Genomic DNA, 12,602 nt, shown 5'->3' with positions numbered 1-12,602 from the left:
CGGGCGTGCGAGTGGGTGTCGCCGGCGTCTGAGCGGCGAATCAGCTCGTCACAGCGTCCGCACCTCGGCGGCGGGTAGCTTCGCCCACCAGTGGTGGTAGCGGCTGTAGACCTCTGCCTCGCGGCCGTCGAGGAGCGCCCTCAAGGACTGGGCCTCCGCGGCAAGTCCGTCCCAGGCGGCAGGTGACAGGGCGTGGAAGGCGGTGGCCTCGATGCCCCCGCCCACCGCGCGCCACACACCGGCGACGTAGCCGTCCACCAGCAGGGTGGGCAGTACGTCTCCGTTCCTGCGGATGACCAGGGGACGGTAGGCCGGGGGTATCACCCGGCCGCGGTCGGCGTAAGCCAGCAGAACGCTGTCCCACATCGCCATGAGCCGAGGCGAAGCGGGAGTATCCGCTGGAGGCCGGGAGGCGCCCGGAAGATCGAACAGTGTGTCACCGTCCGGGCCCTGAACCTGCTCGACAGTGCCCTCCAGAGCACGGAGCGCCGCGCGAACGGGCGCGCGCTGGACCATGGCGAACTGCGCCACGTCCGCCACCGACGCGGGTCCGAAGCCTGCCAGGTAGCGCAGAATCAACGTCCGCAGGGCCTGTGGATCCACTGCCCGGCCCGCGGGCACGGACCCGCTCCCGGCGGCGACGAAGGACGGCCGGAGGCCGAATGACCACGCCGCGCCTGTCGGGGCATGGTGCAGCGGCGCATACGCCTTCAGCCCCCACCACGCCCCGTCCTTCTTCTCCGCACCGAGCCGCTCCTCGACCCACGCCTGCATATCGGCCGCGGTCCGCGGCTGACGGGCGAAGTCCAGCAGCTCCGGCACCAGCTCGTTGGCGTCCCCCGGGGTCAGTCCCGCCTCAGCGAAGCGGAAACCGAGCCGGGAGGCGTACAGGGTGGGCTGTACCGCCGCACGGAAGATTGGATAGTCCTCCCCGTGAACGGCATGCAAGGTGATCCGCATGAGGGTCGCCTTGACCACCGCACGCTCGACGAAGGCAGCGTCGAGCTCGCCCGGAGCGAAGTCCGTGACGCGGTTCCAGAGCGCCAGGTAAGGCGACGCCGGATGTTGCGCCTGGAGCGCGACCACGCGCCGCACCGCGTCGGGGACGGTCAGTTGCTCGCGCTTCAGGAGCAACTGGCGGCTGAGAGTAGCCCGGTTGAGTTCGCGTGCGGTGATCACAACAGCGCAGGATACGCCGTGTCCCGCACTCGCCCCGTGGGTTGAAGCGGGGCGTGGTTGCAGTGGCCCGGGCCAGGTCGTTCCCCCTGGCCGGCCGTGGTGGCAGTGTGCAAGGTGGCCGGTCGCGATCCCAGGGCGATGCGTGACGCATGGGAGCGCGAGCCAGTGCTCCGACCGAGATCGACGCCCCGGACCACGGGCACCTGGCGGATACCAGCCCCTCAGGGAGGTCACTGGTCACCGCCCGTCACCCCTGTGCCCGGTCGGCAGCTCCCATAACGCGCGCCGGATCGGGTAGACGATGCTCAGCCCGCAAGCAGGCACTAAAAGTACAAAACTTTACCAACTGAGAGTGACGGCTTCCATGTCCCAACCGCTTATGAAGCAGGCGGACGGGCAGGGACCGGACCACACACTGCGTCGGCACCTGGCCTGGAGCGGTACTCCGCCCACGGCCGCCCGGGCACGGGCCGAAGCCGACGCACTGCTGTCCGCCCTGCAGCACCAGATCCCGGTAGCTCGCCGCGCGGCCGACGATGTCCGGCTCGTGGTCAGCGAACTGCTCACCAACACCGCACGTCATGCTCCCGGTCCCGGACGTCTGGAGTTCCAGTCGGCCGACCGCGGCCGCACGGTACGGATCACCGTCTGGGACACCTCCCCCGCCATGCCCCTGTTCCGCCCCACCGACCCCCACCGTGTGGGCGGACACGGTCTGGAGATCGTCGAAGCCCTCAGCAGCCGCCTGCGCGTGCGGCGCACCCGCGGAGGCAAGCAAATCACCGCCGAACTGCATCTCGACCAGCACCGCCCGCCCTCCGATGCCGGCCGCTACTCCCTGGACGGGCAACTGGAGGACCCTCTGAGGTAGGAGCCGTTCGTGCGGCGATATCGCCGCACTGCGCGCAGACACTCATCGAGCACGACCGCCCCCGACCCACGTTCGCGTCGGCTCAGGAACGGTCACGGTCGGAGCGGAGCTTCTGCGCCACGTCCCGCAGCTTGATGTTGTGGTGCTGGGAGACGCGGCGCAGCACGCCGAAGGCGTCGTCCTCGCTCATGCGGTGGCGTTCCATGAGGATGCCCATGGCTTCGCCGATGGCGTGGCGGGTTTCCATGGCGTCTTCGAGCTGGTCGATGGTGCGGGCGCTGGCCAGCGCGACGGCGGCGTGGGAGGCGAGCATCCAGCCGGCGGTCTCCAGGTCCTCGGTGAAGGTGCCGGGGCGGCGGGCGTAGAGGTTGAGGGCGCCGAAGTCCTCCTTGTCGGTGTAGAGGAGAATGCCGGTCATGCTGCCGATACCGAGTTCGCGGGCGCCTTCGGCGTAGGTCGGACAGCCCGGCTGGGGGCGGGTCATGTCGGTGATCCGGTAGGTGCGCTCGCCGTTCTCCCGTCGGGCGAGGTCGTAGCACGGTCCCTCGCCCAGCTCGCTCTGAAGGCGGTCGGACGCTTCGACCATCTCTCCGCACGAGGACAGCGTGATCCCCCTGCCCTTGCGGACCGCCAGGATCCCGGCCGCGTCACAGCCCTCGACCAGGTCCACCGCCGCCGTCGAGATCGCGTCCAGCGTTTCCTGGACTGAGTCCTTCTCCAGGAGATTCCGGGCCAGCTCAGCCATCTGCTCAGCGAACCTCTGCCACTGCATCCCACCACCACCCGCCTGGGCACACCCACACCCATCGACCGTCCGCATACCCTGTTTCGCCCACAGGACGCTCGCCATCGGTTTGCTCCACCCGCTCACTGCTGCCGATACGCCGGCAGCACACGAGCGCGCGGTCCGAGACGGCACCGCCCCATCCCATGAGACGGCCGGCGGGCCAAAGGGTCAATCGGCCGGCTCGGGCATGCCGAACAGGACGGCGCAACTGGAGGGCATCTGGGTGACGATCTGGTTGAACTGACCACCGGAAACTGTTCCGGCCACGGTGATCAGCGCCGCACTGCCTCGATCTGACCGAAACTGTTGCGGTTCGCCGGCACACCGAATACGTGCCCGGGGATCTCCCGGACCTCGTCCTGGCTGCTGCCGTACTCCCCGCGCTCGCGCACCTTGGCCAGGAACTCGTCGTACCCCATCGTCGTCGTCACCTCCTGCCCGCCAGCCCCGCCCACAACGGGGACCCGTGTCACACAGCGGTTCTCCCCGAGCCGCCGCTCCCCCGCCGCGTCCGGCGGCAACAACCGCCCGCGAGGGTGGCTGCTCCCGCTACAGATCCTGGACGGCACGCAGGGCCTGGTCCAGGCGGACCGCGGTCGCGGCGACCGCATGGCCCTGCGCGCTGTCCAGGAACACTGTGTCGCCGACCGGCGGGAACCGCAACGATGTCACCCAGCTCCTGGCGCTGTTGGACAAGATCCCAGCGGTCGCGGGAGTCGTCGGCCGGCCGCGCCGGCGGCCCGATCTGGCTTCGGGGGTCAGTGACCGGCCGCGTCGAGCAGGGCAGAGTACCGCAGGCGGAGCGCGCGCTCCATGCTCGCCAGGACGGCCCCGCACCCCAGGGCCAGGTTCAGCCAGATCGGCAGGTGTATCGGCGTTTCGAACGTTCCGACCCGCTGCATGACCGGAGGAATGCGAGAGACGGGTTCGGCGAGCTGCAACAGGTTCAGGCCCACACCGACGACGAGCAGCAGCACCGATCCGATGCCGATCGCCCGGTCCAGTCCCGGATGGCGCGCGCCGAAGCTCGCCCGCCGCCCCTCCGCCGAGGCCGGGTCGGGCGTGAGCTGCCGGGGCTGTCCGCCCAGGGGGCGATAGTGGCAGCGCTTGATGCCGTAGTTGCTCATCGCCACTTCGATGACACCCCCGTCGACGGGAAACTCCGCGGGCAGCTTCGACTCGGCCACGTGTCTGCCGTCCAGGAACAGATGCGCCCTGATCCTGCTGGTGTCCAACCGCGCCCAGTGCCGCACGTCGACGGCGTGCAGGCGGGCGTGCCCGTCGGCGCCGGGAAGCCGCAGCCAGAACAGGGAGCGCAGGGGGAGCTGCCACCAGCGGAACCGCCGCAGTTCCCTGCCGTCTCCCGGCCTGAGGCGCTTCGACGCCGCCCACTGCTTCCATGCCATGTTCCGCCCCTTCTGCGTACCCCAGCCGGACCGTCGCTAGTACGGCGTGTCAGAAACACGCTAGCACGCTGTACTAGTACGGCGTGCTAGTACAGTGAGGAGGCTGGGAGAAGCGAAGGAGAGCGGAGCATGGAAACACGCGAGAAGATCCTCCGGGCCGCTGCGGAGATGATCGCCGAGGACGTGGCAGCGAAGCTGAGCGTGCGAGCGGTCGCCGCGCGTGCGGGAGTGAGCACCGGCTCGCTGAGGTTTCACTTCCCCACCCAGCGGGCCCTGCAGGACAGCCTGCTCGCGCGGATCTACGAAGACCTGCTGCCCGGCGACCCGATCGGAGACCGGACGCTGCCGCCCCGCGAACGGCTGTTGAACTGCCTGCGACAGGTTCTCGCACCGCTCGGCACCAACGAGGACGCGCGAACCGCATGGGGCAGGATGTATCGCGCCTTCATCGAGCCCGAGCCGACCGAAGCGGTACGCACCGCGTACCTCGGCCATGTGCGGGCGGCGGAGCGCCGGGTCGAACACTGGCTGACCGTGCTCGCCGAAGAAGGCGCACTGCCCCCGGGAGACCACACCCGCAACGTCAGGTTCCTTGTCACCGTCCTCAACGGACTCTCCGTCGAACGCGCCCTGCCCACCAGTGAATCCGTCCTCATCGCCGAGACCGAGACCCTGAACGCCGCCGTCGACCACGTCCTCTGCGCCACCCCCGCACCACCCGCCGGACCGACTCGGTCATGAACCGCATCAACCACCCCTCCGCGCACACAGCATTAGCCTGGGGAGATGATGACGGCCGACGACGTACTGTCCATCCTCACCGTGCTGAGGAGGGTTGGCGTCGACATCTGGATCGGCGGCGGCTGGGGCATCGATGCCCTGGTCGGCAAGCAGACCCGCCCTCACCGTGACCTGGACCTGATGCACCGCGAGAGCCAGGAAACGGCTGCCGTGGCGGCTCTGGTGGATGCAGGATTCGTCGAGACCCTCGACTGGCGCCCCGTGCGGTTCGTCGTCACCGGCCCCAGAGGGCAAGAGATCGATCTTCACCCTCTGGTCTTCGCTGCGGACGGCTCTGCGGTGCAGGCGTCCCCCGACCCTGAGCAACCGTTCACCTATCCCGCGTCGTGCTTCGTCACCGGCACGATCCTGGGGTCCACCGTCCCGTGCCTGTCGCCAGAACAGCAGGTCTACTTCCACCAGGGCTACGAACCGGCTGACCACGACCGTCACGACATGGCCCAACTCCGGCAGGCATTCGGGATCGCCACCCACTTCTGACCAGTTCTCCCAGGCGTGGGCGTTGGGGATGATCCGTATGGTGGGGCTGGCGTAGACGCGGCTGCTGGTGTGGTCGTCCACAGAACTCTCCTCGGTCGGCCGCAGGCGGACGGCACCGCTTGGTGGCCATGCGGTCGGCGCTCGCGAGGTCGTCGGTGCCGAAGTCGAGGTGCATCTGTTGAGAGGTGCCATCGGGCCAGCTTGGAGCGACGTGTCCGGGGGCCGACCGTACGACGATCACCGGCAGGCCCCGGGAGCCTGAACGGGGTGATGCGTGGGTGTGCGGTGGACGGAGCCGCCGAGAAGGCGGTGCCAGAAGGTGCCCTTCCGTCTCGATGTCGGCGGCGTCGACGATCTACGAGAGACGTGCGGTCCCTACGAGGCGACCGAGCTGGTCGTGGCCATCAACGAGGGGCTGTGACCGGCACGTTCACAACAGACCCTGGCCCGCCCTCTCTTCCAGCCCTCGAGTGGTCGGCCGCTCGCGTCCCCAGGCGGCCAGCGGCTGGAGTGCGTCGTTGAGGCGCATGCCGTCCTCGGTCAGCGAGTACTCGACGCGGGGCGGCACCTCGTCGTAGGAGACGCGGCGCACGACGCCGTCCGCTTCCAGCTCCCGTAGGTGCGAGGCCAGCACCTTCTCGGTGATGCCGGGAAGCAGCCGCCGCAGCTCGCCGAAGCGGCGGTAGGGGTGCTCGTGGAGCGCCCAGAGGATCAGCACCTTCCACTTGCCGCCGATCACCTCCATCGCGGAGTCGATCCCGCAGACGTGTCCCTCTGGTGTGCTCGGCCGGTTCAGCGTCGTCATGCCCCACCCTTCCGACGTGCTCGCTCACCCCGGGGTAACCACCCACTCCGAAGTGCGTACTTGATCATTTCCGTGCCCGTGACCAGCCTAACCGGCATGGAACACCACACTGTTGAGAAGACTTCCGTCACGCTGCTGGGCCTCGGTGCGATGGGTACCGCGCTGGCCCGTACCTGGCTTTCCGCCGGCCACCCGCTCACCGTCTGGAACCGCACCCCGGCCCGCGCCACGGCACTCGCCGCCCAGGGGGCGCGGGTCGCGGACAGCCCCGCTGAGGCGGTCGCGGGCGCAGCGAACCCCCTGGTCGTCGTTTGCCTGTTGGACGACGCCTCGGTCGAGGAGGTGCTGGCCGCCACCGATCTGGCCGGCCGGGACCTGGTCAACCTGACCACCGGCACCCCTGCCCAGGCCCGCGCCCGCGCCGAGTGGGCCCGCGAGCGCGGCGCCCGCTACCTGGACGGCGGGATCATGGCCGTCCCGCCGATGATCGGCACCCCGGAGGCCGGCGGCTACGTCTTCTACAGCGGCTCGCGGGAGCTGTTCGAACGGCACCAGGAGACCCTCGCCGTCCCGGCCGGCACCACCTACGTCGGCGAGGACGCGGGCTTCGCGGCTCTGCACGACGTGGCCCTGCTCAGCGCCATGTACGGGATGTTCGCCGGTGCCGCACACGCCTTCGCCCTGATCCGCAGGGAGGACATCGATCCCGCGGCGCTCGCCCCGCTGCTCGCCGACTGGCTCGTCGCGATGGCCCCGGCGGTTCACCAGACTGCCGGCCAGCTGCGGAGCGGCGACTACACCAAGGGTGTCGTCTCCAATCTCGCCATGCAGGTGGCCGGCACGCCGACCTTCCTGAGTACCGCCGAGCAGCAGGGTGTCAGCCCGGAACTGCTCAGCCCCTACTTCGCGCTGATGCGCCGCCGCCTGGCCGAGGGCAGTGGCGAGGAGGACCTGACGGGCGTGATCGACCTGCTGGTGCACTGACCAGCCACTCGCCGGCCCAGCAGCGACCGTGCTGGTCAGTCCTCAACGAGACTCTGGAGGTTGCGCGTTCGCGTCGCTGTCCAGCTTCCTCCCTGTGCAGGAAGCAGATGCGGCGGCACCTCGCGCCGGGCGCGGGTCCGGGTGGTGGACCTGTCCAGCGCATGATGACGGTCAGGAAGTCCTCGTACCTGCTGTGCGGCGGGGGCCCGGGCCGGGTTGCCTCGTTGGGGTGGTGAGGGGTGCGAGCGTGGCCAGGAAGTCCTCGAAGGCCTGATCCGCACGCGACACATCCTCTGTGGCCTCGATGTCCATGATGAGACCACGGATGACCGCGAGTACGAGGGTGCCCAGTTCGGGACGGCCGATGGTTCGCATGCCGTCCTCCAGCGGTTTCAGCCAGTCTGTGGTGGCCTCACGACGAAAGCCCGGCCACAACTGCTGTTCGGTGTCCTCGCGGAGCCTGCCGAACATGCTGAGATAGGGGCGACCGGCCGGGCCGGTCATGACCTGCCAGGCTCGTCGCAGCGTACTGACGTAGGACTCGCCGGGCCTTGGGGAGAGCAGTTCGCCGAAGAATTCGCACTGGCGCCGCCTCGCCCGAACCAGGGTTTCCCGGCGCAACTGGTCCCGGCTCCCGAAGTGGTAGATCAGCATCCGTGACGAGGCACCGGACGCCTTGGCGAACGGCTCGAGGCGGTCCGGCAGTCCGTGCGCGAGTGCCTCGTCGACGCAGGCATCCAGGATTCGGTCACGGATCTCAGGCTGTCTGTGCCGTCCCATGGCGACACGATTTCACGTAATTCCCAGTACGTCTAACGTTGTTCGAAGTGGTCGGGACATCCCGGATCAAGGGAGGAAGACATGCGGGTGGTGTTTGTGCACGGGGCGTGCGTTCGCGACGGGTCCTGGTGGTGGCACCGGGCCGCCGCGGCCCTGCAGGAGCGCGGCATCAGCAGCGTCGCCGCGGCGTTGCCCAGCTGCGGCGAAGGTGACCGGCCGGCCGGAACGCACGGGCCGGGGCTGCCCGAGGACGTCGCCGCGCTGCGCGCAGTCGTGAGCGAGGTGAACGAGCCGACCGTGATCGTGGCGCACAGCTACGGCGGCATCGTCGCAGCCGAGGCGGCGGTGGGCGCCGAGATGGTGCGTCACCTGGTTCTCGTGTCGAGTTATCTGCCCGAGCCGGGTGAGTCGCTGTCGACGTTCGCCGCCGATACGCCGCCACCGTTCCTGAGCTTCGACCCCGAGGGCGGCACGTTCGGCGTCCGGCCCGAGCTGTTCGCCGAGACGTTCGTCCAGGACTGCCCGCCGGACATCGCCCGCCCAGCAGGGGCCCTTCTGGTGCGGCAGACGTTGGCCGTCACCCACCAGCCCGTACGGGCGGCGGCATGGCACGACCTGCCCACGACGTACCTGGTGTGCACGGAGGACCGGGGCACCTCGGTGGCGGCGCAACGCGAATTCTCCCGGCGCGCGGACAAAGTGGTGGAGGTGAAGGCGGGCCACCACCCGTTCCTGTCGCAGCCGCAGACCGTCGCCGACATCATCGGCCGCCTGCTCTGAGCAGGCGGCGGTTCTCGATCCCGCGCTGTCCACCAAAGCAGAGCACAGTCGTAGGTGAAGTCCGACAGCCGGTTCGCCGCCGACGATGAGTTGTCTCGTTGCGCCGCCGACACCGCCGTCGATCATCGTCCGCGCCTCCGGCATGCGAACAGCTTCAGCGGGCAGATGAATGGTCCGCGAAAGGGGGACACAAACGTGACAACGGAGTCGATCGAGCGGCCCGAGGAATCAACCGAAGCGTGCTGCGCGTGCGGAGGGCACAACGGCACCATCCCGGACGAGCCGCCGGAGACGCCCCGCGAGCGGGTCAACCGTCGCTGGAACGAGATCATGCAGGAGACGCGCGTCGCTCAGACCGGAGTCCAGATCCTGTTCGGCTTCCTGCTCAGTGTCGCGTTCACGCCGCTCTTCCGCGACCTGGGCACCTTCGACCACGCCGTCTACGTCACTACCGTCATCTCGGGTGCCACGGCCACCGCGTCCCTGATCGCTCCGGTCTCCATCCACCGGTTCCTGTCAGGACAGCGGATGAAGGACGAGATGGTGCAGGCTGCGCACCGCCTGATGATGTGCGGCATGCTCCTGATGGCCGTCACCATCAGCTGCACACTGTTTCTGATCCTGCACGTCGTGGTGCCGGGCCTCATGGCGAAACTGCTCGTCGGTGGCGTGATGGTCTGGTTCGCGCTCTCCTGGTACGCGCTTCCTCTGTGGCTTCGCCGTCGGTCCGCCCGCCGCACGGGCCGTGAGGGCTGAAGGGGCCGACCCGCTCACCAGGTCTGTGCCGGTGCTGCTCTCTTCCGCCCCGGGGAAGGAAAAGAGGACTCGGCCGAGGGATGCACGGCCGGGTCCTCGACCTTGGCGGGGTGACCTACTGCGACCGCGCTGCGGCAGCCATCTCCGCGCCGCAGCACAGGCCCTCGGTGGGAAAGCGGGCGGCTCCGGCCCCGCGAGGCCGACCGCCTGCTACGGCACCGTGTAGCCGGCGGCGCGGAACAGCTCGTACCACTCGGGCCGGGTCAGCAGGATGTCCGAACCCAGTGCGGCGGCGGCGACGCGCTCCGGCGTAGTGGTGCCGACCACGACCTGCATCCGCGCGGGATGGCGCGTGATCCAGGCGACGGCAATCGCCTCGGCCGGCACGCCGTACTTCTCGCTCAGCCGGTCGATCACCGCGTTCAGCTCGGGGTAGCGGGGCGAGCCGAGGAACGGACCGTCGAAGAACCCGGCCTGGAAGGGCGACCACGCCTGGACGGTGATGTCGTGCAGGCGGCAGTAGTCGACGATTCCGTCGTCGCGCACGACCGACTGATCGAGCCCCTGCATGTTCGCTGCGATGCCCTGCGCGATCATCGGCGCGTGCGTGATCGAGAGCTGGAGCTGGTTCGCGACGATCGGTTGCGCCACGTACTTGCGCAGCAGATCGAGCTGGCGCGGCGTTTGGTTGGAGACGCCGAAGGCACGCACTTTGCCCGCCGCCGACAACTCGTCGAAGGCACGGGCCACTTCTTCGGGTTCGACGAGCGCGTCGGGACGGTGCAGCAGCAGGATGTCGAGGTACTCCGTGCCCAATGCGTCGAGAGAGCCGTTCACCGACTCCACGATGTGCTCGTAGGAGAAGTCGAAGTACGGGCCGTCCTTGACGATGCCGGCCTTCGTCTGGATGACGAACTGCTCGCGCTCCGAGGAGCTGAGTTTCAGGGCTTCCGCGAAACGGCGCTCGCAGCCGTGACTGCCCGAGCCGTAGACGTCGGCGTGGTCGAGGAAGGTAATGCCGGCGTCGCGCGCCGTGTGCACAAGGTTACGCACTGCGTCGTCGTCCATGTCCTGGATGCGCATCAGGCCGAGGACGACGTTGGGGACGACCATGTCGGTGCCGGGCAAAGTGAAGGTCTTCATGCGGCTCTTTCGCTGTGTCTCGGACGGATCAGGCGGACAGGAGCGCGATCTGCTCGGTTGTGAGTTCGAGGTCGGCCGCGGCAGCGGAGTCACGGATGCTTGCGGGGCGCGAGGCACCGGGGATCGGGATCACCACGCGCGCGAGCGCGAGCTGCCACGCGAGCGCGACCTGGTGGACGCTCGTGCCGACCTCATCGGCGACCCGCTGGAACGCACTGTGCCGCGTCGCAAGGTCCTTGGCGTTCGCGATGCCGCCGAGCGGGCTCCACGGCAGGAACGCGATGCCGAGCTTCGCGCAGTGCTCGAGTTCACCCTGACTGGAGCGGAAGGCGGGCGAAAACTGGTTCTGCACCGACACCAGCCTGCCGCCGAGCACTTCGCGAGCCTCGTCTATCTGCGTGACGTCGGCGTTCGAAATTCCGGCCATCAGGATGACGCCCTCGTCGAGCAGCTCGCGGATGGCCCCGACCGAGTCGGCGTACGGGACGGCAGGGTCGGGGCGGTGGAACTGGTAGAGGCCGATGGCGTCAACACCGAGCCTGCGGGCGGATTCCCTGGCTGCGCGCTTGAGGTATTCGGGATCTCCGTTGCGCGTCCATGTGCCGTCGCCGGGACGCAGGTGGCCCCCCTTGGTGGCGACGAGGACGTCGGCGGCACCCGCCCCGTACTCACGCAGTGCGCGGGCGATGAGCTCCTCGTTGTGACCCACCTCGTTCGCGTCGCGGTGGTAGGAGTCGGCCGTGTCGATGAGGGTGACGCCGGCGTCGAGCGCAGCGTGAACGGTGGCGATCGACCGTTCCGCGTCCGGGCGCCCTTCGATCGACATCGGCATACCGCCGAGACCGATCGCGGAAACGGTCCGGTCTCCGATGGTGCGCTGCTGCATGGGTCTCCTCGCCCTGGACGCTCTCGTGAGCGCACGGTGCCGTGCGACTCCCCGGAGTTCACTGTAGGAATCGCCGATCCAGAAATCCAACAGTTGCGGTTTCTGGGATTCAGAAGCGTGGGATGTCAATGCGAATGCGCCCGAGGGCGCTCAGAGGAACTGGCGAACGGGCTGTGCGGCTGCCTCGCGGGCGCACTGGAACGCGGATCGAATAGAGAGGCGGCGGGCGGCCAGTTACGGCCGTGGTTTCGAAGCGGTCCTGACCCGTGACGGAAGGACATGGCCGCACAAGGCGTCGCGACAGCAGCACAGTGACCTTCGCGCCCTGTTCTTCGACCGGCTCGATGACGAGACCCTGCGCAACCTCACCGACGTCTGGGCACGATTCGCCCCGGACGCGGGTGCGGAGTCGGATGAAGGCTCCTCGTGACCGCGACACGGCAACTGACGGCGCCGCGCACCAGCCGCACACGCAGGCCCGCGGCCCCGGGCGACGGCATGAGCGGCCCTCCGTGCAATGCGACGGGCGCTGCGTGGACGGCTGCCGGGCTGAACTCATGGCAAGGATCGGGCGGGACAGGGAATCGTCGGTTGCTGCCTGCCCAATGGTCTTGAACGACCGGATGATGCGCCGGCGTTCACCGGCATGACCATCGAGCCGGGCCGTCCTCCGGTGTGGACACGACGCAGTTGACAGACGCCATACGGTGGCGACCCGGGCGCCTCTCCCCCAGGTGCGGTACGCGCCGGATTGTCGGCACCACGCAGGTATCGGCGATTACCCGCGGTCTCACCGCCGATCCGGAACCCCTGGTCCCACCATGCCGAAAGCATGCGAGCGCCTAGACACCTAGTAGTGCTTCGTTAGGTTCTGGGCTGTCTGCGGCGGCTTTGTGGGTTGGGTAGGGGCCGTCCGCAGGTGGTGCAGGCACCGGTCCAGCACC

15 protein-coding genes and 1 pseudogene are annotated in these 12,602 nt (G+C 68.9%); 7 read left to right on the top strand and 9 right to left on the bottom strand.

Annotated elements, in window-relative coordinates:
* Positions 1-48 precede the first annotated feature (48 nt).
* Entirely contained in the window at positions 49-1,179 is a 1,131-nt protein-coding gene (locus ACZ6IM_RS37495; RefSeq protein WP_052842731.1) for a winged helix DNA-binding domain-containing protein, read from the bottom strand.
* A 364-nt stretch (positions 1,180-1,543) separates the two neighbouring features.
* Between ACZ6IM_RS37495 and ACZ6IM_RS37490 the strand changes: the two genes are divergently transcribed.
* A complete protein-coding gene (locus ACZ6IM_RS37490) occupies positions 1,544-2,050 on the top strand; it encodes an ATP-binding protein (protein WP_469563068.1) in 507 nt (168 codons plus the stop codon).
* Positions 2,051-2,132: 82 nt separating this feature from the next.
* Here the strand turns inward: ACZ6IM_RS37490 and ACZ6IM_RS37485 are convergent, their stop codons facing one another.
* From ACZ6IM_RS37485 to ACZ6IM_RS37475, 3 genes are all read right to left on the bottom strand, one after another.
* Positions 2,133-2,822 (bottom strand): GAF and ANTAR domain-containing protein, encoded by a 690-nt coding sequence (locus tag ACZ6IM_RS37485; RefSeq protein WP_469563065.1) that lies wholly within the window; start codon positions 2,820-2,822, stop codon positions 2,133-2,135.
* A gap of 287 nt (positions 2,823-3,109) precedes the next feature.
* Positions 3,110-3,268: a hypothetical protein gene (locus tag ACZ6IM_RS37480; protein ID WP_469563063.1), complete on the bottom strand. Its 159-nt coding sequence runs from the start codon at positions 3,266-3,268 to the stop codon at positions 3,110-3,112.
* Between the two features lie 118 nt (positions 3,269-3,386).
* The gene (locus ACZ6IM_RS37475; protein ID WP_469563175.1) at positions 3,387-3,509 is read right to left on the bottom strand and encodes a hypothetical protein; all 123 of its coding nucleotides are present in this window, start codon (positions 3,507-3,509) and stop codon (positions 3,387-3,389) included.
* Between ACZ6IM_RS37475 and ACZ6IM_RS37470 the strand changes: the two are divergent.
* Positions 3,475-3,579: pseudogene (locus tag ACZ6IM_RS37470) on the top strand (IS5/IS1182 family transposase); the annotation flags it as partial. The gene ACZ6IM_RS37475 and the pseudogene ACZ6IM_RS37470 sit on opposite strands and share 35 nt — an antisense overlap.
* Positions 3,580-3,595: 16 nt before the next feature.
* Here the strand turns inward: ACZ6IM_RS37470 and ACZ6IM_RS37465 are convergent.
* On the bottom strand, positions 3,596-4,243 hold the full coding sequence (locus tag ACZ6IM_RS37465; RefSeq protein ID WP_052842734.1) for a hypothetical protein: 648 nt from the start codon (positions 4,241-4,243) through the stop codon (positions 3,596-3,598).
* 129 nt (positions 4,244-4,372) lie between these two features.
* Here ACZ6IM_RS37465 and ACZ6IM_RS37460 point away from each other — a divergent pair, with 129 nt between their 5' ends.
* Complete coding sequence (locus tag ACZ6IM_RS37460; protein ID WP_052842735.1) at positions 4,373-4,984, top strand: TetR/AcrR family transcriptional regulator; 612 nt, start codon at positions 4,373-4,375, stop codon at positions 4,982-4,984.
* A 45-nt stretch (positions 4,985-5,029) separates the two neighbouring features.
* Positions 5,030-5,524, top strand: coding sequence for a nucleotidyltransferase domain-containing protein (locus ACZ6IM_RS37455; RefSeq protein WP_469563059.1), 495 nt, complete (start codon positions 5,030-5,032; stop codon positions 5,522-5,524).
* Positions 5,525-5,954: 430 nt separating this feature from the next.
* On the opposite strand, the gene ACZ6IM_RS37450 is transcribed toward ACZ6IM_RS37455, so the two are convergent.
* The gene (locus ACZ6IM_RS37450) at positions 5,955-6,329 is read right to left on the bottom strand and encodes a winged helix-turn-helix transcriptional regulator (RefSeq protein ID WP_052842737.1); all 375 of its coding nucleotides are present in this window, start codon (positions 6,327-6,329) and stop codon (positions 5,955-5,957) included.
* A 96-nt stretch (positions 6,330-6,425) separates the two neighbouring features.
* Here ACZ6IM_RS37450 and ACZ6IM_RS37445 point away from each other — a divergent pair, with 96 nt between their 5' ends.
* Positions 6,426-7,313 (top strand): NAD(P)-dependent oxidoreductase, encoded by an 888-nt coding sequence (locus tag ACZ6IM_RS37445; RefSeq protein WP_052842738.1) that lies wholly within the window; start codon positions 6,426-6,428, stop codon positions 7,311-7,313.
* A gap of 171 nt (positions 7,314-7,484) precedes the next feature.
* Here the strand turns inward: ACZ6IM_RS37445 and ACZ6IM_RS37440 are convergent, their stop codons facing one another.
* Positions 7,485-7,967 carry a TetR/AcrR family transcriptional regulator gene (locus ACZ6IM_RS37440; protein ID WP_469563056.1) on the bottom strand — a complete coding sequence of 161 codons (483 nt, stop codon included), beginning with the start codon at positions 7,965-7,967 and terminating at the stop codon, positions 7,485-7,487.
* Between the two features lie 207 nt (positions 7,968-8,174).
* Between ACZ6IM_RS37440 and ACZ6IM_RS37435 the strand changes: the two genes are divergently transcribed.
* Complete coding sequence (locus ACZ6IM_RS37435) at positions 8,175-8,873, top strand: alpha/beta hydrolase (RefSeq protein WP_469563054.1); 699 nt, start codon at positions 8,175-8,177, stop codon at positions 8,871-8,873.
* A gap of 165 nt (positions 8,874-9,038) precedes the next feature.
* Positions 9,039-9,629 (top strand): DUF6328 family protein, encoded by a 591-nt coding sequence (locus ACZ6IM_RS37430; RefSeq protein WP_469563164.1) that lies wholly within the window; start codon positions 9,039-9,041, stop codon positions 9,627-9,629.
* A gap of 210 nt (positions 9,630-9,839) precedes the next feature.
* Here ACZ6IM_RS37430 and ACZ6IM_RS37425 read toward each other — a convergent pair whose 3' ends face one another.
* Together ACZ6IM_RS37425 and ACZ6IM_RS37420 are read right to left on the bottom strand one after the other, a co-directional pair.
* The gene (locus tag ACZ6IM_RS37425; RefSeq protein WP_052842741.1) at positions 9,840-10,772 is read right to left on the bottom strand and encodes an aldo/keto reductase; all 933 of its coding nucleotides are present in this window, start codon (positions 10,770-10,772) and stop codon (positions 9,840-9,842) included.
* A 28-nt stretch (positions 10,773-10,800) separates the two neighbouring features.
* Positions 10,801-11,658, bottom strand: a complete 858-nt coding sequence (locus ACZ6IM_RS37420; protein ID WP_469563051.1) for an aldo/keto reductase — start codon at positions 11,656-11,658, stop codon at positions 10,801-10,803.
* Between the last annotated feature and the right edge of the window lie 944 nt (positions 11,659-12,602).

Source organism: Streptomyces sp. NPDC042336, assembly GCF_055581985.1.
Note: the sequence above shows the minus strand (reverse complement) of the source record. Positions and strands in the feature narration are given on the sequence as shown.

Bases quoted from the DNA above. Each gene is read 5' to 3' on its own strand.
- ACZ6IM_RS37490 (WP_469563068.1), top strand. From the start codon at position 1,544: ATGTCCCAACCGCTTATGAAGCAGGCGGACGGGCAGGGACCGGACCAC.
- ACZ6IM_RS37485 (WP_469563065.1), bottom strand. From the start codon at position 2,822: ATGCAGTGGCAGAGGTTCGCTGAGCAGATGGCTGAGCTGGCCCGGAAT.
- ACZ6IM_RS37465 (WP_052842734.1), bottom strand. From the start codon at position 4,243: ATGGCATGGAAGCAGTGGGCGGCGTCGAAGCGCCTCAGGCCGGGAGAC.
- ACZ6IM_RS37460 (WP_052842735.1), top strand. From the start codon at position 4,373: ATGGAAACACGCGAGAAGATCCTCCGGGCCGCTGCGGAGATGATCGCC.
- ACZ6IM_RS37455 (WP_469563059.1), top strand. From the start codon at position 5,030: ATGATGACGGCCGACGACGTACTGTCCATCCTCACCGTGCTGAGGAGG.
- ACZ6IM_RS37450 (WP_052842737.1), bottom strand. From the start codon at position 6,329: ATGACGACGCTGAACCGGCCGAGCACACCAGAGGGACACGTCTGCGGG.
- ACZ6IM_RS37445 (WP_052842738.1), top strand. From the start codon at position 6,426: ATGGAACACCACACTGTTGAGAAGACTTCCGTCACGCTGCTGGGCCTC.
- ACZ6IM_RS37440 (WP_469563056.1), bottom strand. From the start codon at position 7,967: ATGCTGATCTACCACTTCGGGAGCCGGGACCAGTTGCGCCGGGAAACC.
- ACZ6IM_RS37435 (WP_469563054.1), top strand. From the start codon at position 8,175: ATGCGGGTGGTGTTTGTGCACGGGGCGTGCGTTCGCGACGGGTCCTGG.
- ACZ6IM_RS37430 (WP_469563164.1), top strand. From the start codon at position 9,039: ATGAATGGTCCGCGAAAGGGGGACACAAACGTGACAACGGAGTCGATC.
- ACZ6IM_RS37425 (WP_052842741.1), bottom strand. From the start codon at position 10,772: ATGAAGACCTTCACTTTGCCCGGCACCGACATGGTCGTCCCCAACGTC.
- ACZ6IM_RS37420 (WP_469563051.1), bottom strand. From the start codon at position 11,658: ATGCAGCAGCGCACCATCGGAGACCGGACCGTTTCCGCGATCGGTCTC.